The organism is Gracilibacillus timonensis (assembly GCF_900086715.1).
Taxonomy (GTDB): domain Bacteria; phylum Bacillota; class Bacilli; order Bacillales; family Amphibacillaceae; genus Gracilibacillus; species Gracilibacillus timonensis.
Genome location: NZ_FLKH01000009.1, coordinates 52,713 through 76,943, shown reverse-complemented (window position 1 = coordinate 76,943; position 24,231 = coordinate 52,713). Strand labels below are relative to the sequence as shown.

17 protein-coding genes are annotated in these 24,231 nt (G+C 39.5%); 8 read left to right on the top strand and 9 right to left on the bottom strand.

Annotation, left to right across the window (positions count from 1 at the left end):
• The first annotated feature begins 302 nt into the window (after positions 1-302).
• Entirely contained in the window at positions 303-1,160 is an 858-nt protein-coding gene (locus tag BN6556_RS02575) for an AraC family transcriptional regulator (protein WP_078059895.1), read from the top strand.
• A 244-nt stretch (positions 1,161-1,404) separates the two neighbouring features.
• Here the strand turns inward: BN6556_RS02575 and BN6556_RS02570 are convergent, their stop codons facing one another.
• From BN6556_RS02570 to BN6556_RS02555, 4 genes are all read right to left on the bottom strand, one after another.
• Positions 1,405-5,529: a carbohydrate-binding protein gene (locus BN6556_RS02570; protein ID WP_078059894.1), complete on the bottom strand. Its 4,125-nt coding sequence runs from the start codon at positions 5,527-5,529 to the stop codon at positions 1,405-1,407.
• Positions 5,530-5,622: 93 nt separating this feature from the next.
• Positions 5,623-7,158, bottom strand: coding sequence for an arylsulfatase (locus tag BN6556_RS02565; RefSeq protein WP_066186796.1), 1,536 nt, complete (start codon positions 7,156-7,158; stop codon positions 5,623-5,625).
• A 502-nt stretch (positions 7,159-7,660) separates the two neighbouring features.
• Positions 7,661-8,770, bottom strand: coding sequence for a GGDEF domain-containing protein (locus BN6556_RS02560; RefSeq protein WP_066186794.1), 1,110 nt, complete (start codon positions 8,768-8,770; stop codon positions 7,661-7,663).
• 212 nt (positions 8,771-8,982) lie between these two features.
• On the bottom strand, positions 8,983-9,468 hold the full coding sequence (locus BN6556_RS02555; RefSeq protein ID WP_066186792.1) for a DinB family protein: 486 nt from the start codon (positions 9,466-9,468) through the stop codon (positions 8,983-8,985).
• A gap of 141 nt (positions 9,469-9,609) precedes the next feature.
• Between BN6556_RS02555 and BN6556_RS02550 the strand changes: the two genes are divergently transcribed.
• The 6 genes from BN6556_RS02550 to BN6556_RS02525 all read left to right on the top strand — a co-directional run bounded on the left by BN6556_RS02550 (position 9,610) and on the right by BN6556_RS02525 (position 17,529).
• Positions 9,610-10,737, top strand: a complete 1,128-nt coding sequence (locus BN6556_RS02550; RefSeq protein WP_066186788.1) for a CdaR family transcriptional regulator — start codon at positions 9,610-9,612, stop codon at positions 10,735-10,737.
• An 80-nt stretch (positions 10,738-10,817) separates the two neighbouring features.
• Complete coding sequence (gene glcD, locus BN6556_RS02545; RefSeq protein ID WP_066186786.1) at positions 10,818-12,230, top strand: glycolate oxidase subunit GlcD; 1,413 nt, start codon at positions 10,818-10,820, stop codon at positions 12,228-12,230.
• Positions 12,227-13,567: a (Fe-S)-binding protein gene (locus tag BN6556_RS02540; protein ID WP_066186784.1), complete on the top strand. Its 1,341-nt coding sequence runs from the start codon at positions 12,227-12,229 to the stop codon at positions 13,565-13,567. Before glcD ends, BN6556_RS02540 begins: the two co-directional genes overlap by 4 nt.
• 707 nt (positions 13,568-14,274) lie before the next feature.
• Positions 14,275-15,237 carry an ABC transporter ATP-binding protein gene (locus BN6556_RS02535; RefSeq protein WP_066186779.1) on the top strand — a complete coding sequence of 321 codons (963 nt, stop codon included), beginning with the start codon at positions 14,275-14,277 and terminating at the stop codon, positions 15,235-15,237.
• Positions 15,230-16,747 (top strand): ABC transporter permease/substrate-binding protein, encoded by a 1,518-nt coding sequence (locus tag BN6556_RS02530; RefSeq protein ID WP_066186776.1) that lies wholly within the window; start codon positions 15,230-15,232, stop codon positions 16,745-16,747. The genes BN6556_RS02535 and BN6556_RS02530 overlap by 8 nt, the downstream gene beginning before the upstream one ends.
• 341 nt (positions 16,748-17,088) lie before the next feature.
• Positions 17,089-17,529: a hypothetical protein gene (locus BN6556_RS02525; protein WP_066186774.1), complete on the top strand. Its 441-nt coding sequence runs from the start codon at positions 17,089-17,091 to the stop codon at positions 17,527-17,529.
• Positions 17,530-17,624: 95 nt separating this feature from the next.
• Here the strand turns inward: BN6556_RS02525 and BN6556_RS02520 are convergent, their stop codons facing one another.
• From BN6556_RS02520 to BN6556_RS02510, 3 genes are all read right to left on the bottom strand, one after another.
• Entirely contained in the window at positions 17,625-18,371 is a 747-nt protein-coding gene (locus BN6556_RS02520) for an alpha/beta hydrolase (RefSeq protein ID WP_066186772.1), read from the bottom strand.
• Positions 18,372-18,833: 462 nt separating this feature from the next.
• On the bottom strand, positions 18,834-20,984 hold the full coding sequence (locus BN6556_RS02515) for a pullulanase (protein WP_078059893.1): 2,151 nt from the start codon (positions 20,982-20,984) through the stop codon (positions 18,834-18,836).
• 410 nt (positions 20,985-21,394) lie between these two features.
• Positions 21,395-22,150, bottom strand: coding sequence for an SDR family NAD(P)-dependent oxidoreductase (locus BN6556_RS02510; protein ID WP_066186770.1), 756 nt, complete (start codon positions 22,148-22,150; stop codon positions 21,395-21,397).
• 209 nt (positions 22,151-22,359) lie between these two features.
• Here BN6556_RS02510 and BN6556_RS02505 point away from each other — a divergent pair, with 209 nt between their 5' ends.
• A complete protein-coding gene (locus tag BN6556_RS02505) occupies positions 22,360-22,650 on the top strand; it encodes a hypothetical protein (RefSeq protein WP_235817439.1) in 291 nt (96 codons plus the stop codon).
• A 56-nt stretch (positions 22,651-22,706) separates the two neighbouring features.
• On the opposite strand, the gene BN6556_RS02500 is transcribed toward BN6556_RS02505, so the two are convergent.
• Complete coding sequence (locus BN6556_RS02500) at positions 22,707-23,639, bottom strand: D-2-hydroxyacid dehydrogenase (RefSeq protein ID WP_066186767.1); 933 nt, start codon at positions 23,637-23,639, stop codon at positions 22,707-22,709.
• A gap of 60 nt (positions 23,640-23,699) precedes the next feature.
• On the bottom strand, positions 23,700-24,137 hold the full coding sequence (locus BN6556_RS02495) for a MarR family winged helix-turn-helix transcriptional regulator (protein WP_066186765.1): 438 nt from the start codon (positions 24,135-24,137) through the stop codon (positions 23,700-23,702).
• Positions 24,138-24,231: the final 94 nt, after the last annotated feature.

Below are 24,231 nucleotides of genomic sequence, written 5' to 3'. Positions count from 1 at the left end.
TTTAGGTCCATCATTTCCACTCATATTTGGCGAGAAATGATTTGTTTATATCTTCTATTTTACACACAGATAAGAATTTAAAAATGTCCATTTGTTAGTTTTGATTTAACAAATTGTTACTTGTCATTTGTCTTTATTATTGCTCTCCCAAATCGTAAAAAGAAAACTATGTTGACGCACATTTTGCTATTGCCTCTTGCTTATCTATTTTCGCATTTGCTATAATCAGAAAGAATTATAGTTCGATAAGTAGTCACTGTGTTACCTTTAAAAATAAGAAATCAATATTGGTGGTGGAAAATTTGAAGGAATTTTCTCATGAATTTGCTGAACATTGGTATTATAACCCGACCCCCTTACTTAAATCAGGTGGACTTTGGCCAATTAGAGCCGGGCATAATATAGCTAAATCCAATTATAAAATGGGACCAAGATTGATTACCTATTTCAGTATTCATTTTGTTTTAGAGGGAGAAGGGACGTTCCAGCAGAATAATATAGAAACAACGATTAACAAAGGGGATTTATTTTGTCTTTTTCCTAATCAAACACATCATTACTCAACTAATCCTAAACATAAGTTAAAGATGTTTTGGTTAGCTTTTGATGGAAAACAAGCACTTCCCTTACTAAATAGAACGGGGTTGACACAATATTCTTCCTATTTGAACGGCATTTTAAATGACGCCATTGCCAGTACCATAGAAGAGCTGTCTGATTACTTCCAAGACACGGATGAACCCGATGATTTATTATTTATTAGTATTATCTATAAACTTTTCCACCAATTATATCAACAGTCCATTCGTTTAAATCTATCAACCTCTTCTCCTTCAAATTGGCTTGAAAAAGGGGAAGATTACATGAATATGCATTTTGCTGAGAACATTACCGTTGCCGATGTAGCAAAATATATTGATATTAACCGATCTTACTTTACTACTGCCTACGCCAAAAAAACAGGTATAACACCTAGTAAATATATTTATAAACTAAGAATGGAAAAAGCAATAGAATTAATAACGGATGATTCACATACGATAACGGAAATAGCGTTAACTCTAGGCTATTCGGACTTATATTCTTTTTCCAGAGCGTTTAAGAAATTTTATGGTATGTCTCCAAATCAATACAAAAAACATCAAACGTCAGAGGAATAACATGTCGAGGTATTCACTTGTCTTTTATAGTTTGTTCTTCATCTTATTTTAAGCAATTTCATGAATAGGATTAACGTTCCGTAAAACGTACTTTTACATTACATCATCCAACTTATCGGTATCGTGATTCATTCCAGATTAACATCATTCCAAGTCCTATTATTCCAAGGATTAGTAGACTTTCTTTACTTAAGAAAAAGGACTTATCGATCTGAACAGATAAGCCCTTCATTTATTTAGTAGATTATTTGTTTTCTATCATCTGACGTACACTATTGTGCATAATTGAATAGGCAAAGTCAGAGATTTTTCCGTTTTCCTTCTGTTTGGTTACGTGTTTGATCATATTCTTTAGCTGTTTTATCGCTTGCTTATCTTTTCCTTTATCTTGATGCTTTTCTGCTTGTTTGAGGTTATTTAGAAGTAATTTGTAAAGGGACTTATCGATGTCACCTTCATCATGGAACTTCTCCAATAATCCCTTTGTTGATTCGTAATCTGGGTAAGGCCTGACAAGAAAATTATCATATTTTGTATCACTATAAAAGCTGCGAACACCTACTTTTCCGTGAGTAAAGGCTGTGATACTGTGGTCAGTATAATCAATTTTGGGATTATTCATATCGCCAACATAAACCTTGATATTGGCTCCATTAATATCAACCTTTATATGTTGCCATTCATCAATAGGTTCTGTCAAATCAGCACCTTCCAAATAAGTCCAATCATAATTTAATTTGCCCAGATGTACACCATCATTATTTATATACGCTACATAGCCCTGTAACATATCCGCACTATTATGATTAAGCTCCGTGCCATGCCCTGGATTATTGGCCCTAAACAAAATCCCGCCATCGCCTTTTCCATCAACAATTTTCATATCTGTCTCCACGATATAATTGTTCCAACCATGCTCACCAGTTATCGACTTCGCAAATGTACCTGCTCCTGAACGATATACTCCCTCTGGTTCCTCTACTTCAAAATCATCACTATTGTGAAAACTAAAGCTATGAAAATCAAATTCACCGTTGACGGTTTCTACTTTAATCGTATGTTCACCAGCAGGTAATGATACCTTTTCCTTTATGACGCTTGTCCAATTATCTAATCCACCTGTTTGCGGGATATCGATAATGCCTGTGAGATCTACCTCGTCATCTAACCAAATTCTGGCTTGACTGCCTTGTACATCGTTAGCAACCTTTAAGTCTAATACATATTCATGAGCTTCTTCTACATCTACTTTGTATTGATACCATTCTCCTGTTTGATTCCAGCCAATGTTAAAGGTTCCATCAGGATGATTACGAATGTCTACCCCACCATACCGATATTCCCCGCCGACATTTTCAATTGTTTGATCATGGTAAGCAATACCTTCTCCACCTGTCATGTAATCCACCGCCATTACTTTTCCAGGTAAAGCGTGGGATTGATCAAAGGTATGAAAAATCATTTTTGAGAAAGCAAACGCACCAGAAATAACTTTTATTTTGACAGTATGCTTGCCTGCTGGTAATTCTAAGTCTTTAACAGATACCCGTTTCCAATTATCATTTTCCGTCACAGGAATCTCAACAGCACCGGTTAATGCTTTTTCGTCATTTAACAATACCTTTACTTGTGTATTTTCATTTGCGCTTTTAGTGATCAAATCCAAATCATATTTACCAGCTTCTGCAACATTCACGTTATAATTGATCCACTCGTCCTTTTCAAAATCAGTGATGGCAAATCCACCTTCAGGGTTTTTTTGGATGTCTACCCCTTCTTCTCTAAATTCTCCACCGGTATTGGTCTCGGTTTTATCATGATAGGCAATTCCCTCACCGCCTAAATTAAAATCAACCGCTTCAAGCAATCCAGGTAAAGGTTTGTGCACATCGAACGCTCGAAAAGTAAGTGTAGACATATCAAACTCTCCGGTAACAATCTCTAATTTCAAGGTATGTTCACCTTCTGGAAGCTCTATACCCTCCATGGTAAGTGTCTCCCAATTATTCCAATCACCAGTATTAGGAACATCTACTGCACCAGTTAAATCAGTCTCATCGTCTAACCATAATCTTACTTCAGCATCAGAAAATGTTGTAGCCAATTCCAGCTCCACATTATATAATCCACTCTCTTGCACGTCTACATTATACGTTAACCATTCATCCGTTTGATTCCACCCTACAGCATAACCTCCTTGTGGTTTTTCCCTAATATCTACTGCATCCGCTCTGAGTTCACCACCAATATTTTCTGTTGTTCGATCATGATATGCTACGCCTTCGCCACCAGTCCGGTAATGTACCGCTTCTATCGATCCAGGAATCGGCTTGTAGACATCGAAACCACTGTCAGAATCTTTATTGGTATCAACCCTCCAGGAACCTTCATACCTATCCCAGCCAGTATCTACGCCATCATTAAAATCATCGAACAGCATAGATACAGGTTCATGTTTGTCTACATCAAAGCTGGCTAGATTTACTTCACCTTCCATTACTTCTATTTTAATAGAATGTTCTCCATCAGGTAGTGAGAGTGTATCCAACATCATGTTTTGCCACTGTTCTCCTCCGCCGGTATGTGGGATAGTTATCACACCAGTTAAATCGATATCATCATCTAACCACAACCTTACTTTTGCATCCTTTTCAGGCGTTGCCACTCTCATCGTAAAATCGTAAGTAGCTTCTTCAGTGATATTAACATTATACTTAAGCCACTCTTCTTGTCTAAGAGAATGCACACTTAGACCACCTTCAGGGTTAGTGACAATGTTAACAGCATCTTGTCGATAGGTATCCAACACTTGATTACTTGTGATATGATATCCCTTCCCTTCACCACCGGTGTTATAATGAACGGCCTCAATGGAGCCTGGCAAAGGTTTGTGTACATCAAATATATTACTACCATTCACCTGATTACTCGTTGCTATATAACCAAAAGCGGCGTGAACATCCACTGTTGTGTATCCTATTTTTCCACCAGCTAAGTCTTGAACCTCTCTCGTTTGTTTATGCATATCATCTACATAGATCTTAAATTCTTCATTTTCTTTTTCTACTCTTATATTGTGTAGTGCGGTATAATCAAAGTCTTCAGGTAGTGAGGAAGACTCCCATTCTATATCTACACCATCGATACGAAACATGGTTTCCAAACGATTTTCATCCGGATTTAACACCGCAACGCCATAATTATCTTCATCTTGATATGAGAATACTGCGCCAAAACGGGATGTAGTGTTATCTCCTTCTTCCACCATGTGGACATTGAATTCAGCTGTATAATTCGCTGCTGTCTCATGCGTTGTGACCTGACGAGACCATGAATCACCATCAATTGCAGTTTGTTCCATTGCATATGAGCCACCCTCATTGACAATCGACCATTCTCCATTATTAATTGCCGTCCATTCGGAACCTATATCATCTCGTTCAAAACGGTCACTAAAATCAGGTAATTGCGGATTAGGTTGTTCTGAGGTAGTTGGCCCTAGCGCAACCATTTTATCGCCATTCCAGCCAAGCCGGTCGATATTAATAAATCTCCCTGGTTTGGCATGACTATGGTAGACGATAAACTCCGAGTCAAGATTTGGGCCCCTTATGATGGAATTATGACCTAGCCCAACATTTGAGCCTTCCGAATTAATTAATAATGGATTCTGAATGCTCCCTTCAAATTGATTGGTTGGTGAATTACTAGTAGCATAGTTAATTCGATAGGCATTGCTCCAGACATGATTACCAGTGTATGTCATATAATATTTTCCATGTCTTTTGAATACCGTTGCTCCTTCCGTCCAGCCATTCATTTCTGCACCCGTATTTATTGCTGGTCCAAATGTATAAGGATCTTCCATTTCATGGGCAGTAATATAACCTTGGCCAGTACCGTAAAAATACCACTGGCCATCGTCATCAATAAATATATGACCATCAATACCCATACCGAGATTTTCTGTCTGTAACTCAAAAGGACCTAACGGACTGTCACTCTTATAAACATAATGACCATTTCCACCTGGTGACGTATACATATAGAATGCGCCATTCCAATAAGTAACTTCCGGTGCATATGCCGCCAACGTACTTGGCTCTTCTGTAACGAGGCCAGCATGTTCCCAATTCACCAAATCTTGTGAGGTCCAAGCCTTCACACCACTTTTATCATCAACTGTACTTGCATAAAGATAGTACGTCCCATTATGCTTTAAAATATATGGGTCACCTTCACCATAGAAATCTCCGTTATCCCATTCCCAAGAATCGGGCATATCTTCAAATGGGTTACTATAAGCAAATGATATACTTGGAAACATCAATATTCCGCCAAAAATAAGCAACATGCGTAATAACTTCAATAGTTCATTCTCCTTTTTTATTAAGTTGTCCAAAACTAAAAATAGAAAATCCTGAATTTTTGGTTCCAGTGATGATGGAACATATACCTGTTTCTATTTATTTCGCGGAAAAACATCCGTTCTTTCTGCCCATTTGTTCCAGATCTCAATCATTTCCTCTGTTAATTCTGGATATTGCTCTTTTAGATTATGAATTTCTGTACGGTCGTTATCTATGTCGTATAGTTCCCAATCTTTTTCTTTAACCTTTGACAGCTTCCATTTCCCTTTTCGCACACCACAATGCTGCTCATGTTCAAAGCAAAAGATACGCTCTTTTTGATCCTTACCGAGGAATGCAGGTACTAGACTCTCCCCTTCCATTGGCAAAATAGGGTGATCATTGTATTGTTCAGGATATGTTGTCCCCGATATATCCACAAACGTAGCCATAAAATCAATAAAGTGTCCTGGATGATGATCTATTTCCCCATGTCGCTCTATTCCTTGAGGCCAGTGCGCTATTAATGGTGTACTGATCCCACCTTCGTGACTGTAGTGCTTATATAATTGGAGCGGCGTACTACTGGCATTCGCCCAACCTGAACCGTAACTATGATAGGAGGCCGGTCCTCCCATCGTATCGAGGTCTTCTTGTCGATGTAATCGATTAGAGGTCGTTTTCCAATTATCAAATCCCCACGGATCCCATTCACCACATGCACCATTATCAGAACAAAATAAGATTAATGTATTATCCAGTTCGTCCTTTTCTCGAAGATTGTCTATCACTCTACCAATATTTTGATCCATTCGATCTACCATTGCTGCATAGATTGCCATACGCTTTGCTAGATCCTTTTGACGATCAGAATCGATTGAATCCCATGCAGGGTTCCTTCCTGAGATATCACGATCTCGAGACCAATATTCTGCTCGTTCCGGTAATTGACTGTCCTTAGAAACAATACCTAGCTCTTTCATTTTTTCTAGACGTTCTTCTCTAAGACGATCCCAACCTTTGTTATATACTTTTTCATATTTGTTTATCTCTTCTTGAGGTGCCTGTAATGGAAAATGGGGAGCATTGTAGGATAAATAAAGAAAAAAAGGATCATCATCTTTCCGAGAATCTTCAAGAAAATCCAAGGCATGATCTGTAATAGCATCTGTTGCGTAGAATTCCGCCTCACTATATGATCGCTCTGTCCGTCCCTCCGGCAAACGAACATAATGACGTTGCTCAAAAAAGCTATTAAATCCGCCAAGCAACCCATAATAATCATCGAAACCTCGCTTAATAGGACCTTGCCTACCAACATGCCATTTTCCTGATAGATAAGTGTGATAGCCTCCACTACCTAACACTTCAGCAAGTGTTACACATTGATCTTTCAAATAACCACGGTATCCTGGTGTTTCTAAATCATGATCCATTTTCCCAACACCTGCTTGATGCGGGTACAACCCTGTCAACAAAGAAGCACGACTAGGACAACAACGTGCCGAATTATAGAATTGAGTAAATCGAACACCATCTCCTGCAATTTGATCTAAGTTTGGTGTTTCTATTTCACCTCCATAGCACCCTAAGTCTGAGAATCCTAAATCATCAGCTAATATCAACAAAATATTTGGTTTTTTTGACATTATTATTCCTCCAAATGATATACTTTTGTGAACCTATAATGCTCGTCCATTGCCTGAATCTTATTTGCCTACATACCATAAATATTATCAACTACTTATGTTTTTATAATAATCACTCCTTTGTTAATGCTTTATTAATACAATAATTATATTTACTTACGAATTATATGTATTAATAGAAAAAAGTATACGCTTTCAGAAATGTTTAGTCAAACTTCATTGTATTATTTCTATTTTTTAATCATTAAACAAGCATTTTTTTAATAATATATAGCTTTTTTTATACCTTGTAACACCTTTTATTTCGAGGTTTTTGTTTTTATATAATTTATTACAACTTTGATGAATTAATAAAAGTGATAACCAAAAGTTCGGATAAATAAGCCGGTTAAAGTCATTTCATACAATTACGATCTATTTATAAGTTCAACTTATATCGTTCATGATAATAGTCCAGTAAGAGGAATCCTGTAAAATAGAATTTCTCTTACTGGACCATTATTCAAATAATATCTGATCTATTTTTAAATGCATACATCTTCTTATCTACCAATGTATACATTTCATCCGCAGTTATTGCCTCGGAATAACGTTGATACCCATAACTAAATGTTAATCCATTAACATGGTTCATCTCACTTTTCCTTAATAAGGCTTGTACCTCTTCAATATAGTTGTCAATGTTCTCCTCTTCTGTTCGCAATACTACGACAAATTCATCTCCGCCCATTCGTGACACTAGCGCGTTTGCAGCAAACACCTTTTGCAAGACTTGGGCAAAAGCGACCAACACCTGATCTCCGGTATCATGCCCGAATCGGTCATTGATTCCCTTAAATCGATCCAAATCAAATAAGATAACACCAAAGGGTTTCCGGTCTTCCATTAAATAACGGACATATAATTCATAACTATGGCGATTGTATACCTTAGTCAGATTATCTTCTTCTGCAGATATGGTTTCTAAGAAAATGTAAGCTGCCAATATACCTAGCACAATCGAAGTCCATGAAAAATACAACTTCGAATCAAACAATTGGACTACCATCCCTAAAATCGGAAGGATGAAAAAAATGAAGAAGATATTGATCACATAAGGTCTCGTTCTTCGTCGATGCCGCCATACAAACAACGCCATATAGAGGTATACACTTGCTAACAGAAGATAATGTAATGGCTTCCACATTTCGCTGTGAAAGATATTGTGAACAGGTTCAACAGAGAAATAAATAGGGTAAAAGAGATTAATAAGTAAAATAATAAATGTTAACAAACTAATATGCTGATAAAAAAAACGCCGATAAATACGTTTTGGTGCGGTGAATAAATGATAGTCTACATAAGCTAGCATTAATCCAGCCAGCACTGGCCCTAGCATAAACAATAGAAAATTAGTACCGTACTCCAAAAGAAAAGCACCATAAAAGGTTTTTCGATCAAATATCCAGGTTAACGGCTCCACAATAATAGCGACAGCCGTGCCAATTAGTACGAGTTTCAACAGCCTCTTACCAAACGTCTCCACCCTAGACTTTAACTTTATAATCAGGTAGAGAACAATCAACACCATAATGGCATAAATATTAATCTGGAATTGAACGATATAATCCATGTCTCTCCCCCCAATATTTTTCTCAAAAAACAACTTTGAAGTTGAGATAATTGTTTATTCTTTGAAACAATGGATGGTCTGCCATCAGCGGAGGATCTCAGGTGGTTAGCAAGCTTATCAAGATGTATTACGTCCATTATTCCCGCCTAAACTACTTGGACATTTTCTTATATCTGGAATGAGAACCTTATTCGTCGATTGACTTAAGGCGATCAGCTTGCTAAAAAAGCATCAATTTGCTGCTTATGATGATTATCATGCCAGACGAATGAGCTGATATAGTTAAATAGTGAGTGAGGATAGCCGGAATATACGTCGATTTCCTCCCCATTCAAATGAAACGTAGCCAAGAAATCTTCTTCCGGTTTTTCATGTAGATACGCAATCAATAATCGCCTTGTCTCCAGCTGCTCATGAATCAGTTGTGTTTTCGATACACCAGATAGGGCATAAGCGGCGGCAGGCTGATTAATCACTTCAAATGCTGGATTTGTCAGTTTGGCATCTTGTTTCATTTGCGGTATTAATTCTTCCAACAAATAGCGGTCCCAATAAGTAAAATGGCTGATAATTTCCGCCGTTGACCACTTTCCCTGCTGAATCGGCTGAAAGAAGGCCTCATCACTCCATTGTTCCAACTCACTTACCCAATCATTACAGGCCTCGAATCTTTGGATTAGCTTCGTTACCTCATTCATTAGGTAATTCTCCCCTTCTTTTTTTCTTTTACCATACCATAATTTCGATCTGATTGATATACTAGCTTGCGAGCAAATTCACTTTTCCGATACAATAGAAAGAAAACGGATTCTTCCCAATTATAACGGAGGTGATAGACCATGATTCGTTCTACCTTAGCCAATAATATTTTGAACAAAGTGCGTGATTTATTAGACGAAGACTTGATTATTGTGGATACTGACGGTGTGATTATGGCAAGCACAGAAGCTGAGCGAATTGGCAATTTTCATGAAGGAGCAAGCATAACCTGTCAACACAAATCGACACTCACTATCACAAAAGCAGATGAAAAAAAACTGCAAGGTGTAAAGGCAGGGATTAACCTTCCTATCTTTTTTAACGACCAAATTGTCGGCGTAATTGGTATCACTGGAGATCCTGCTAAGGTCTCTGCCTATGGCGAACTGTTACGCCAAATGACCGAATTAATCGTAAAAGAAAACTATTATGTAGAACAGGCAGAATGGCAAGCACGATCACTTGAAATATTTGTATTTGATTGGATCAATCAAACAACATGGTCTCCTTCTTTTATCCAACAGGCGGACATCTTATTAGTGAACCTCAGCTGTGATAGACAGGTTATTATGGGGCGTTACCAACGAAAAGAGAACGAATGGCTTCCCTATAAAAGCTGGTCTGAATTAATTAGCCAATTTTTCCAAGACACACAAGATGTCATCGTGCGCTGGGGTAATGAACGATTCCTGATTTTATCAGCTGGCAATAAAAACACAGCACAGATCAAACAAAAACTGACAGATATTCAGGCTTATTTTTATAAAAATTACAAGCAAGAAATTGTATTTGGGGTCGGCCAGTCACTTGCTGCTCATCAACTATATCAGTCCTTTCATCAGGCAGAGCGTGCCCTCGGCATTACCAATCCAGCTCAACCGATTATTTTCGAGGAAACCATGCAGTTGGAGATGTGTTTACAAGATGTTACACAAGCAAGTCGCATAGAATTAGTTAGACGCACACTTGAGCCAATTATTGCGGATCAGACATTACTCGATTGTTTACAAACCTTTATTGATCACGGACAATCATTGAAACAAACAGCTGCATCTTTACATATACACATCAATACCCTGCACTATCGCTTTAAAAAAATGGAACAGCTAACTGGGTTGAATCCACGTGACTTTCATGACCTAATCACACTTTCAATCGCTTTATATTTTTTGGAGGATTATCTAAAATTCACTCATAAAAACGCTTAATTTTTGGTTATTTCACCATAGATTCTGTGAGAATTTTCTTTATAATAAAAAAGAAAGCCTTCAAATAGGAGTGGATGAAATTGATAACCTCTGAGATCAAAGACAAATTGATCCACATCGTAGGCAGCGAAAACTATCAAGATTCTGCCGCGAGTAAGCTGGCCTACTCGTATGACGCCACACCGCAGTATCAATCGATGCCTGCTGCGATAGTGGCACCTCGTAACAAGCAGGAAATCACTGCGATTGTGCAGTTATGTAACGAACACGTTATTCCCATCGTGCCAAGAGGCTCTGGTACCAATCTATGCGCCGGTACTTGTCCAACAGAAGGCGGCATTGTCTTACTATTTAAACACTTGAATCGCATGTTGGAGATCGACGAAGACAATCTAACCATCACCGTCCAGCCTGGTGTTATTACGCAGGAAATCATTCAAGCGGCTGAAGCAAAAGGATTATTCTATCCCCCTGATCCTAGTTCCATGAAGATTTCGACCATTGGTGGCAATATCAATGAAAATTCCGGTGGACTGCGCGGACTCAAATATGGAGTCACCAAAGATTATGTACTGGGATTAGAAGTGGTACTTCCAAACGGTGACATCATGCGAACGGGTGGCAAATTAGCAAAAGACGTGGCTGGCTATGATTTTACCCATTTACTCGTTGGTTCAGAAGGTACATTAGGCATTATTACGGAAGCAATCCTAAAGCTTGTGCCTATGCCAGCTAGCAAGAAAACGATGTTGGCCCTTTATCAGGATATGGAAGCAGCTGCTGCAAGTGTATCTGAGATTATCCGACAACAAATGATCCCTGTCACGATGGAATTCCTAGACCAGCCTACGTTACAAGTCGTAGAGGACTATGCACAAATTGGTTTACCAACCGATGTAGAAGCTGTTTTACTAATAGAGCAAGATGGACCAAACGAGATTGTAGAACAAGATATCAAAAAAATGGCTGCCATTTGTGAACAAAAACAAGCCGTTTCGGTGCGCATCGCTGAATCAGCAGAAGAAGCAGACAAACTTCGAACAGCGAGAAGATCGGCTCTTTCCGCTTTAGCACGTCTGCACCCCACGACTATTTTAGAAGATGCGACCGTCCCCCGGTCTGCCATCGCACCAATGGTAAAGGCGATTAATCATATTGCAGAGAAATATGAAGTAACGATATGTACCTTTGGCCACGCTGGCGACGGAAACCTGCATCCTACTTGTCTAACGGATAGCCGCAACCAAGAAGAAATGGAACGAGTGGAACAGGCCTTTGAGGAGATTTTTATGAAAGCCGTGGAACTTGGCGGAACCATAACTGGTGAACATGGAGTCGGTATGATGAAAGCTCCTTACCTTCATTTAAAACTTGGAAAGACTGGCATTGAGGCTATGCGTGCAGTAAAACAAGCGCTTGATCCCAATCAGATTATGAATCCCGGGAAGATATTTGCCAATGATATGAGAAAAAGAGTGGTGATGAACAAATGACAACGGCAAAGGAACGGACAGCTATCCAACAGCAATTTCAGGAGCGCATGGATCAAGATGAATTAATGAATTGTATGCGCTGCGGCTTTTGTTTACCAGCCTGCCCTACTTACATCGAGTCAGGCTATCAGGAGGAACATTCCCCACGCGGTCGTTTGGCCTTGATGAAGGCGGTTGCCGATGGGGAAATAGAACCCGATGAAGATGTAGAACGTTCCTTAGATATGTGTTTAGGCTGTCGAGCTTGTGAACCCGTTTGTCCTGCTGGCGTCAATTACGGACACCTATTAGAAGAATCACGGGATATTATTCAGCAAAATAAACAGCATAGTCTGCCAATAAGAACGTTACGGAAAACGGCCTTTCAAGGGCTTTTTCCACACCAAAACCGCATGCAATCATTAACGGGGTTTCTAAGTTTCTATCAACGTTCCGGATTGCAGTCCCTGTTTCAACGTACCAGAATGAATCAGCTTTTACCAAATAGTCTAGCTGCTATCGAACAAATTTTACCAAAAGCTCCTACAAAAAAAGAAATGAAACAACGCCCAACGTTTATCGAAGCGACCATTCCTTCTGTCACACGTGTGGCCTTTTTTTCTGGTTGTTTGATGGATACGATGTTTATGGAGACAAACGATGCCACTCTGCAATTGTTAAAACGGGCTGGCTGTGAGATCGTTATTCCACAGGAGCAAGGCTGTTGTGGGGCGTTACATGGACATAGTGGAGAAAAAGAAGCTGCTAAAGCATTGGCCAGACGAAATATCGAAGCATTTGAGCAAACAGAAGCGGACTATATTATTTCTAACGCGGGTGGCTGCGGGGCCTTCCTGATTGACTATGACCACTTACTAAAAGATGATCCTGAATGGGCAGAACGAGCACAGCGCTTTACTAGTAAAGTTAAGGATATCACTAGTATATTAGTTGATTTACATTTTCACCTTATGCAGCCGCTCTCTTTGCCAGCACAAACGATCACTTATCAAGATTCCTGTCATTTACGCAATGTGATGAAAACGGAACAAGCTCCTCGTACTTTGTTAGGTGCCATTGATGGTATTCATTTTCAAGAGATGGAAAAGGCTGATAGCTGCTGTGGATCGGCTGGCATATATAATATCGTGGAAACAGAGATGTCCATGCAGATTTTAGATACGAAAATGGCCTATACCAAGGCCAGCAATGCTTCCACCATTGTCACGGCAAACCCTGGCTGTTTATTGCAGATGAAGCTAGGCATTGAACGCGAAGGATTGGCCGACCAAGTACGGGCGGTTCATATTGTCGATTTACTATTAGAAGCGGTTAACCATGAAACATCCAATCTCTAGTCATACTGGATTAGGCAAGCGATGTGCTCTTTATATAAAGGAGCATATCGTTTTTTATGTTAGGCAAAACGCTCTGGGAATAGGTTACGTTAGATCATCGTACCTTGAATTAATCAGAGTACCGATAAGACGGATTATGTTAGCCCTTCTATTTATTCCATGTAGTAAAGTGGATTGTTTGTCAGTGCTAATAGGCGTTGCGGAAATAAGTTCCGCTAGGTAGTATAGTACGACAATCGAATGGACTGCGAGGATGAAGGGATCTAGGCACCATAACCATGCCAGAATATTTTGTTGAGAACGATTCGATCATACATTATGATTTTTATAAATGAAAGAACTACCTTGTAGCATGGAGCCTTTATGAGGCCGAAAAATCAGTGGACGGTTTGTTTCTTTTTGTTGCCATACTATCTAGGTACTTAGAACGCTTCATCCTTGCAGTGATAATCACTGTTAAACCGCTAGCGGAGAGAAATGCGGAGACTCGCAAACACGGTTCACAGGCTAAATCCGTGCCTTCCTGGAACTGCGATTACTCGCCCCACCGAAACCCATTGTCACAACGCCTGCACTTGCACGTCCTGTGCATCGCAGAACGTGCTGAAGCCGACTCCACCGCCTCATCGTTTACCACGTTTGAAATCAAGCCAGAAGGGAATCAATATATATTGTAGATAAACTGTAAAGGAGGGGTTTTCGGCTCGATGATTACCTTTAAAGATGTTAGTAAGCAATTTCCCGATGGCACAGTTGCCGTTGATTCTATTGATCTCACCATCAACCAAGGCGAATTCTTCGTACTGATTGGTCCGAGTGGCTGTGGTAAAACAACCACCTTAAAAATGATTAATCGCTTAATCCCGATTTCTGATGGTACCCTTTTTATCAATGAGCAAAAAATCAGTGAATATCAATTGGAGGAGCTGCGTTGGAACATCGGCTACGTCCTGCAGCAAATCGCCTTGTTTCCTCATATGACGATTGCAGAAAATATCTCCATTGTACCAGAATTAAAACGTTGGGATAGTCATGAAATCAAGGATCGAGTCGATGAATTACTAGAGATGGTGGGGCTTGAACCTGATACTTATCGCAACCGCAAACCAAACGAGTTATCCGGTGGTGAACAACAAAGGGTTGGAGTGGTCAGGGCATTAGCTGCCGATCCAGATATTATCCTGATGGATGAACCCTTCAGTGCATTAGATCCCATCAGCCGAGAAAAATTACAAGATGATATCATCCATCTCCAACAAACCATTCAAAAAACGATTGTATTCGTCACCCATGATATGCAAGAAGCGCTAAAATTGGCGGATCGAATTTGTTTAATGAACAATGGCAAGATTGTACAGGTCGGTAAGCCTGATCAGATTATCCACCAGCCGGCCAATGACTTTGTTAAAGATTTTGTCGGATCAGCTGGGAAAGCCACTGTCCCTTTTCAGCTAGAAACATTTGTTGAAAAGACCTATAGCCAAGATAAAACCGCTGACGACTTTCAGCTCAACAGCACTGCCACATTACCAGAAACATTAGCGGCATTATCCAAGCATGAGCAGATATTAGTTGAAAAAGAGGGAAAGATCATAGGTCAAGTTAATCGGCAAATGATGATTGCCCATTTTTCTAAGCATTTAGAGGAAGGTGAGGCGTCCGATGCATAATCTCCTTCAAGAATTTCAAAGCAGACAGAGCAATCTATGGCAGGCACTTATTGAACATATTCAATTATCCTTCGTCGCGCTATTCTTTGCTGTCGTTATCGCAATCCCGCTTGGCATTTATTTAACGAGGAAAGAAAAGATAGCAGAAGGTATTATCGGGATAGCGGCTGTATTACAAACAATCCCATCACTGGCTTTATTAGGTCTATTTATTCCTTTATTCGGAATCGGTTATCAGCCTGCCGTTATTGCATTAGTGATCTATGCCTTACTGCCTATCCTGCGAAATACGTATACAGGCATTAAAGAAATTGATCCATCATTGGTCGAGGCCGCAATGGCAATGGGAATGAATCAATACAAAAGGTTGCAAAAGGTGGAACTGCCACTTGCCATGCCTGTAATTATGGCAGGTATTCGAACAGCAATGGTGCTTATTATTGGAACAGCAACCTTGGCTGCCTTAATTGGTGCAGGGGGATTAGGGGATTTAATCTTATTAGGCATTGATCGAAATAATTCTGCACTCATTGTATTAGGAGCTATTCCCGCTGCTCTGTTGGCCGTTATTTTTGATTTTTTGCTAAGAAAGATGGAGAAGTTATCCTATAAAAAAACGCTAATTACTGTTGCTATCATTGTGGTGGTCACCTTTAGTTTCTCTATTGTTCCTAGTTTGATCAAAAATAATCAAGACACCTTAACCATCGGCGGTAAGTTAGGTGCAGAACCAGAAATTCTGATAAATATGTATCAATTACTCATCGAAGAAGAGACGGATATCCAGGTTGAATTGGAACCTAGTCTTGGAAAAACAACCTTTTTATACAACGCCTTGCAAAATGGAGATATTGATATTTATCCTGAATTTACCGGGACAATTATTTCTGAATTCCTCAATGAAACAGCTAATAGCAAGGAAGAGGAAGAAGTCTACCAGCAGGCAAGAGATGGCATTTTAGCAGAAGCTGATTTAACACTATTAGAACCAATGGCTTATAACAATACCTATTCCTTAGCGGTATCGGAAGCATTTGCGGAAGAACATAATCTTGAATCCATTTCAGATTTACATGGTTTAGAGGAGCAAATAAATGCTGGATTCACCTTGGAATTTTCTGATCGCGAGGATGGTTACATTGGCATTCAGGATATATATAACCTTACCTTTCCAAACCTTGATACGATGGAACCAAAGTTGCGTTATACGGCCGTGGAACAGGGGGACATTAATCTGTTAGATGCCTATTCAACTGATAGTGAAATCAAAAGATATAACTTACAGGTGCTAGTGGATGATCAATCCTTATTCCCACCATATCAGGGGGCTCCGCTACTCCGGACCGATACGTTAGAAGACTACCCTGAATTGGAAGAGATTCTCAACCAATTGGCCGGCAAGATAACCGATGAGGAAATGCGAGAGATGAATTATCGAGTAGACGTCGATGGAGAAAGCCCGAAAGCAGTAGCGGAAAACTATTTACAGCAAGAAGGGCTGCTCGAATAATCATTGCCGTTCTACTTTTGTGATCATCAAATCGATGAGAACAAAAAGCTCAAAAAGATGGATCTTTTGCAGACTAAATAAACAGCTACCATATAAACTGGCTGTTGGATCTCCTGCTTCCTATTTTCAAACTTTTCTCTTCTTGAAGTGGGCTCTTACCACCAGTTTCCATATGATAAATTTCTAGAATATCCAAACATGAATGGATATAATGAAAAGGCACTTGATCATCCTACTATGATGTTATCATTGTAGGAATGACAGGTGTTTTTCTATGATATCACTCATACTTTATCTATTTTCAGATTCAAGCCACAAAACGGTTTCACTGGGGTAGGAAAATGTTTTTTAGAAGAAAACCGAAAATAAACGAGCAAACAATCCAAAAACTAGTGCAAAATCTGGAAACAGCGTATATCAATAAGGATATCAAGCAATTGACAGACATGTTTCATCCGTATCATCGTGATATCTCGTTTCTCGATCACTCTTCTCTTTCGATGAATTTTCAAATCTACGATGTAACATCTACAGAGCATACCAAAGAATTCATTGAGGGAAATCCAGTAGAATACAGTGATATTATTGCACAGGAAGAAGATTACTCGATCATTGAAATAAAAATACAAGGTCGTTCTGGATTACAGCATGAATTAGTTTTGAACATTGTTGCGTCGGATGGTTTTTTTATGATCCGTTTTCTACAAAGCTGGAATACCTTGATTGACGAAGAATTGCGCCAGCACTTGATCGAACAAATGAAAAAAGCTGCTGCGATATAGGAATAGTATTTTCAATTGCCAAATATAGGTGATAAATATTGTTGATAAAATAGTTACAGCCTCTTCCCAAGAATGAAAAGAGGCTGTTCTACATTTTATTGCTGAAGCGATCGTACAAACTCCTTAATGGAATCAGTAATTAAATCCTGGTCATAATCCAAGCTGGCTACGTGGTAGGAATTGGGTAGCAACTGCTTCTGCTTATACGTTGAATTCACTCGTTCCAAAATAAAATCCGTATTTTCAACCGGTACTACGTGATCCTGATAGGAAACCATACATAATAACGGACAAGAAATAGTATTCAACTTTGGACGAACCTCATCCATGATGCCCAATAATTGTTGATAGCCATTTATCGGCGTTTCAGTGTAGGTAATCTCGTAGGCATTAGGTCGCTTAATATCTGGTTCACCTTCTGCAATATATCTGTATTTATCTTCCAATCGATAATGTTGGAATGCTGGGATATCCATAGCAGGATTAATCAACATAATACCATCAATATTTGGAATGAATGTTGCCAAGTGTAACGTCAAGGTGCCTCCCATCGATTGCCCAACCACATAGACAGTCTCGCATACCTCTTTTAAACCGTGGTAAGCCTTCACTATATTATTCATCCAATCTGTATACGACGAAAAAGCCAATTCTTCTGGGCTTGTTCCATGCCCATCCAATCTCAAACCACTGACTGTATAACCAGCTTCATGCAATGACTGACCAAGGTATTCCATACTCTGAGGGGTACCAATAAAACCATGACATAATAAAATCCCAATTTCTCCACCTTGATAGTAAAAAGGTTCCGCTCCTTTGATTATTTTATCTGCAACAAGCATGATAAAACCTCCTTGTTTATGCGCTTTATCAAATTATACCTATAGATAAAGTTGGAATTAATCCAACCGATAATATTTCTACTTTCGTCTTTGTTATCTTACATCATATACCGATTAAACACTCCTGTCAATCATTAAATATATAATTCCTATAAAAATACTTGGTTATACAAAAAACATCCACAGATATAAGATGAATTAAATAATTTCGCATTGATCGGATAAATGCTCTGTATCCATTTACGCGGTATGGTGAGATAACCAAGGAATAAATAAATGTATTCTCTGGGTTATCTCACCATACCGCTACCTTTCAACAGAGCTGAAAGGCAGGTGAATGACTATTCACACGAATGGATCAAACGAGGTATTATCAGGAAATCATGCGAGCAAAGACATACTTGTAACACATTTTTGTTACATTTATAAGTTCAACTTATAGAGGTTGTTCACTTTATACTATCAGTTATCGATAGTGACACGAATCACGACTGCAGTCAGCGCCTCTATTTCAATAGAATCTTTCCATAATTGAACACCAATAGGCTTATGGATAACATCTATACCCGCATGCTGCTGGTCAACAATTATTTTTCCACCTTGTAAATCTTCCGATAAGCTCAACTTTCTTGAGGTATTATCCGCATTGATGAACACATAATAGGCGGTCTTTCCATCACTATTTTCCGTGCGAAAAGCAAGTACAAGGTCTTCCTCTGCTATTTCAACTATACCCAGCAACGAAACCTTTTCATGGATCATCTCGATCGTAGCATGACGAAAGGCATCCGCAGAACGCCGTAAGGTAACCAAACCTTTGGTAAACTCTCTTGTAGCGGTCTCCGTAGGATAGACTTTCGTATTGGTTGCCTTTTCCCAGTCGAATTGATTGACCCTATCACTGGCATTATAAGAATCGTGAATAAAATAAGGGTACATAAATGGCTTCCCTTGCTCATCCGTTAAAAAGGTGGACTTATAAGGCGGTTCTGCTGCCATTCCTTGAAAATCTGGATGTAGGAATTGCTTCGTGCGACCATACTCCTGACCAGCATGAAGAAATGACGTCCCTTGTGCCATCAGAACCATCAGATTGCCTAGTCGAATACGCTGATGAATTTCTACCGAATGATCTTTTGGATCCTTTTTTATCGATTGGGCAATCACATCGTGCAAGGTTAAATTATCATGTGCTGAGATATAAGACACAACATCGCCTGGATTCGTTACTTGAAAGTTGTTAGGATTAGCTGTCATATTGCGAAAGATCGTTCCAATATGGCGAGCGCCACCAGTTAGAAATCGAGGTTCTCCCTCACTACCATAACCCGACTTCAACTCATTACGGAATTCATCAGAAAATGAGCCGACACTGTTCGTATCCTGCATCCAATGTTGGTCGGCCGCCTGCACATCCGCATCGTCTTCGTCTCCGGCATATGTCAGCCAACCTTCCCCGATCATCACAATATGAGGATTCCGTTTTTTTGCTTCATTGTAGGCTAGTTGAATCGTTTTCGCGTCATGATCTCCCATCATATCAAAACGAAAACCATCGATTTTAAATTCCTCTACCCAATAAACAATCGAATCGAGCAGTAAGCGACGTGCCATTTGGTGGGTTGTACCTAATCGTCCTCCGCCAAAGCTTTCACGCGCTGTTCCATCGGCGTTCGTAAAATGATAATAATGAGGTTCTAAATCTTCCAGGATATGCAATTGCGCCGTATGATTATAAACGACATCCAACATAACCCCCATCCCTCTTGTATGGATTTCATGAATTAGACCTTTAAATTCTGCTATTCTTTTTTCAGGATCTGCGGGGTTTGTGGAATACATTCCTGATAATGAAAAATAACTATGTGGATCATACCCCCAATTATAATTGGCATAAGCAGCTTGCCAATCGGACATGCGCTTATTGTTATCTAATTCATTGATAAAATAATAATTCATAACCGGTAACAATTGGATATGAGTGACCCCTAAATCCTTTATATAATCCAATTTATCAATAAAAGAACAAAAGGTGCCAAATGGTGCTTGCAGCTCTTCACTAATCGAAGGATCAGAGGTAAAATCACGGACATGGATTTCATATATAATTGCGTCTTCTCGTTTTTCAAATCCTTCAATAGATGCATACATTAATTCAGGCCCTAATGCACTGGGATCTACAATCGCTGCCTTACCAATATGATTATCTGGATCATTGCTATTCCACGCAGCCATGGATTTAGCATATGGATCAAGCGTGAGCACCCTCTCTCCCTCACGTTCTATGGCAACATGATAAAAGTAACCCATCAACTCATTTATGCCTAATGTCTCTGCATCTAATTCTACTAGCCAAACTCCTTGTTTCAGACGCGTCATTGGTATGTCATCCCTCACGATTTGTTTGGGATTATCCTTATCATACAAGACGACTGCTACGTGATCTGCACTTGGAGACCATAGTCTCAAAGTGACATGCTTGTCATCATGTATTTCCAACCCTAATTTGCCTTTATAACCAAACTGATCGTCTTTTATCCTCCAGTTTGCATTTGCATCTGCTTTTTGCTCTTTATGCCCCACTCTCTCCATCGTTATCGCATCTGTTCTCATTATTGCCCCACCCTTTATTTCTACGCTTATTTAGTCAAAGTGGAAATCCCACTGTCGTTCTATAAACCGTTGTCACCAGTACTTTTATTATCATCAAAAGTTTACCCCTATTAAACAACTTTTAATCATTGTACATCTAGGATAAACAAGCCTGTACTACAGTAAATTCCAATGAAAATATGAGTCCTAAACGATTTTATCCGGCAAAATGTTTGTTATTTCCCAGGAAATGAACGGCATGATTTGCACTGTATCTACTTATATGCGAACTTGTTCTCGGTTTTTCTGCTTTATTACCATATCATATGCTACCAATAAATAATAGTTAATTGTTTTTTACATCCGCTCATCAAGAATGCTGACTCCAAAACAAGGAAGTCAGCAAGAATTGCCAATTTATTTGGTTGTTACTAAAGGGAGCTGGTTGCACCGCCATCGACAGGAAATTCCGCTCCTGTAGTGTACGACGAATCATCAGAAGCAAGGAACAGGACGGTTTTCGCTACCTCCGATCGCTTGCCTAAACGACCAAGGGGATAATCTTCACCCAGTTCTTCGGTCGTAGTTCCTTGTTGTTCTGCGCCGTAATCAGCCATTTGTGTATCAATATACCCTGGATGAATCGAATTAACACGAATTTGTTGCCTGGCTACCTCCATGGCTACATCCTTTGTCATGATGCGCACTGCTCCCTTGCTAGCGCCGTACAAGGCATGGCCTGGTGCACCTCGGAGGCCCGCTACCGAAGAAGCATTAATAATCGAACCACTATTTTGCTTTTGCATGACAGGCAGGACATGCTTCATTCCTAAAAAAGTGCCAGTCACATTAATAGCCATTAATTTATTCCATGTATCTAACTCCAGCTCTGTAATTGGTTTAATAATATAAATACCGGCATTATTGAATAAAACATCGATCGTTCCGAATTGGTCAACCGCCTTCTCAACGGCTTTCTGCCAGTCTTCTTCCTTACTCACATCATGTTTTATACTGATTGCCTCTGCACCTAATTCCTTTACTTCTTTTTCCGTTTCCTGCACCGCATCTACAGCCACATCTGTTAAAACTAATTTAGCGCCTTCCTTCGCAAATAACAAGGCTGTTTCTTTACCAATACCTGAACCAGCTCCTGTTATCAACGTTACTTTGTTTTTTACTCTCATATTGCTTTACCTCCTTGATATTTTCACTAATACCCTGTTATTCTTTCCAAGATATCCATGATTACTCATAAGAAGCAGCATAGAGTGTACAGTTAACAAAATAGAGAGAGCTTCTCTGAAAAAAGAAACACAACCAACAAGGACGACGCATAGAGTAAGCAATAGGTGAATTACCTAAAAATATTATATCAATAAATGAGGTGGCGCATTTGTATCATCCTAATTATCAGTACCAGCAGCAAGGGAATATGCATGCTGCGATGGATAATCAGCCAAATAGGAACCAAGGAAATGGGGCTCAACAAGTATTAGCAACGGTAGAGCCCGTCGTTCGGCATGGCCTAAATGAAGCTCAGCAGCTCGGTGTTCCCCATGCGATGACAGAAGCTGTTGCCATTGCCTATTTGATGGGGCAAGGTCAAGATTTTCAATCGGCGTGGTCTACGGTAGAATCCTGGTGGCGACCGCAATTCCCATCACAGCCCAATACTTTTTATTAAATAAGTGCGAGAGAATCATCGATATGCAACCAGACAAATATTCATGATCTTTGATCTTAATAACCCTTTACCATATCCACTTTGTTTGGAAGGGGGTGTTTGTTTTCAATATGCTGCAAAGTTTCAACAAAGCACGCCACCGCTTCTTCCGGAGTAGTTATCGCTGCAATATGAGGGGTCATTCTGATCTTTGGATGTCGCCAAAAAGGGTGATCTGCTCCCAATGGTTCGTGAGCAAACACATCCAGTATGGCACCTCGCACATGTTCGGAAGTTAACGCCTCCAGCAGATCCTTCTCACAAACAGACTCTCCCCTGCCTACATTAATAAAAAGCAGTTGAGAAGTATACTGAAATAAGGTGCGATTGAAGATTTGATCTGTTTTTTCTGTTAATGGCAACGTATTAATCAGATAATCCATTTCTGTTATCTTTGAAAAATGATCAGAAAAGGAAGTCACGGTCTCAAAATTCGGCTTGCTATTTCCACTTAAGGACACACCATATACCTTCATTCCTAGAGAAGATAATACTTTGGCAATATGTTGGCCGATCTTTCCTGTCCCATAGATCAGCACCTTGGCTTCTGATAAGAGCCTTGGTGCTTTTGGCTGCCATGTAGTTTGTGCTTGTAATTCACTAAAAGGAGTATGACATTGCAGATCTGCTAAGATATAACTAAGACAATACTCCGTAATCCGCTGGCCAAACGGGCCAGTCATTCTCGTTAACAATACTTGTTCATCCCATGACTTTTTATATAAAAAATGGTCCACACCTGCCCCAAGGGAGTGTACCCACTTCACCTTACTAAAATCATAATCCTCACTTAATTGGAAGCTGACAAAGGCATCCGCCCAATCTAAATCCGTTTCACTAAGCTCTGCTTCCGTCACAAAACGATACGACTGAGTCAGGTGGTAGCTGTTCAGGATGTCTTTTATTTGAGGATTCATCTCACTTACAAACAAAATATGGTTGATATCCATGTTGTAACTCCTTTTTATTTAACATATATCATGCCGCTGAAATCCGTTATCTCTATGAGCTTACATAGGATCCCCATCGAATAAATCCGTTTGAATGATTTGAAGTAACCCTGCTTTCAAGACGTTTTTTTCCTGATCACTTAGGTTCTGCAATACGGTTTTATCCATTTCAAGCGTTATCTTCTCAACGACATGTCGGATTTGCTCTGCCTTTTCTGTACTGTTTACGACCACATGCCTTCGGTTATGAGAGTCTACCTTCCGTTCAATCAACTCTCGTTTTTGCATTTTATCCAGTATACCTGATACCGTGGGTGCCTCCAGATAAAGCAACTCTCCTATTCGTTTGGGAGAAATCTTCCCCTCCGTCCACAAACAGTTTAAGACGCCATATTGAGCGGGAGTGAGGTTATATTCCTCTAAACATGTTCGAAAATAGGTAAATACTTTATGCTGTGATACGCTCAATAAAAAATTGATACATTGATGTAAATCCACGACAATCACCTCCATCTTGACAATGATATCATAACATGATACGTTCACTATAGAAATAGTTTTGTCACAAAAATATACTAGCATAAATTAGGAG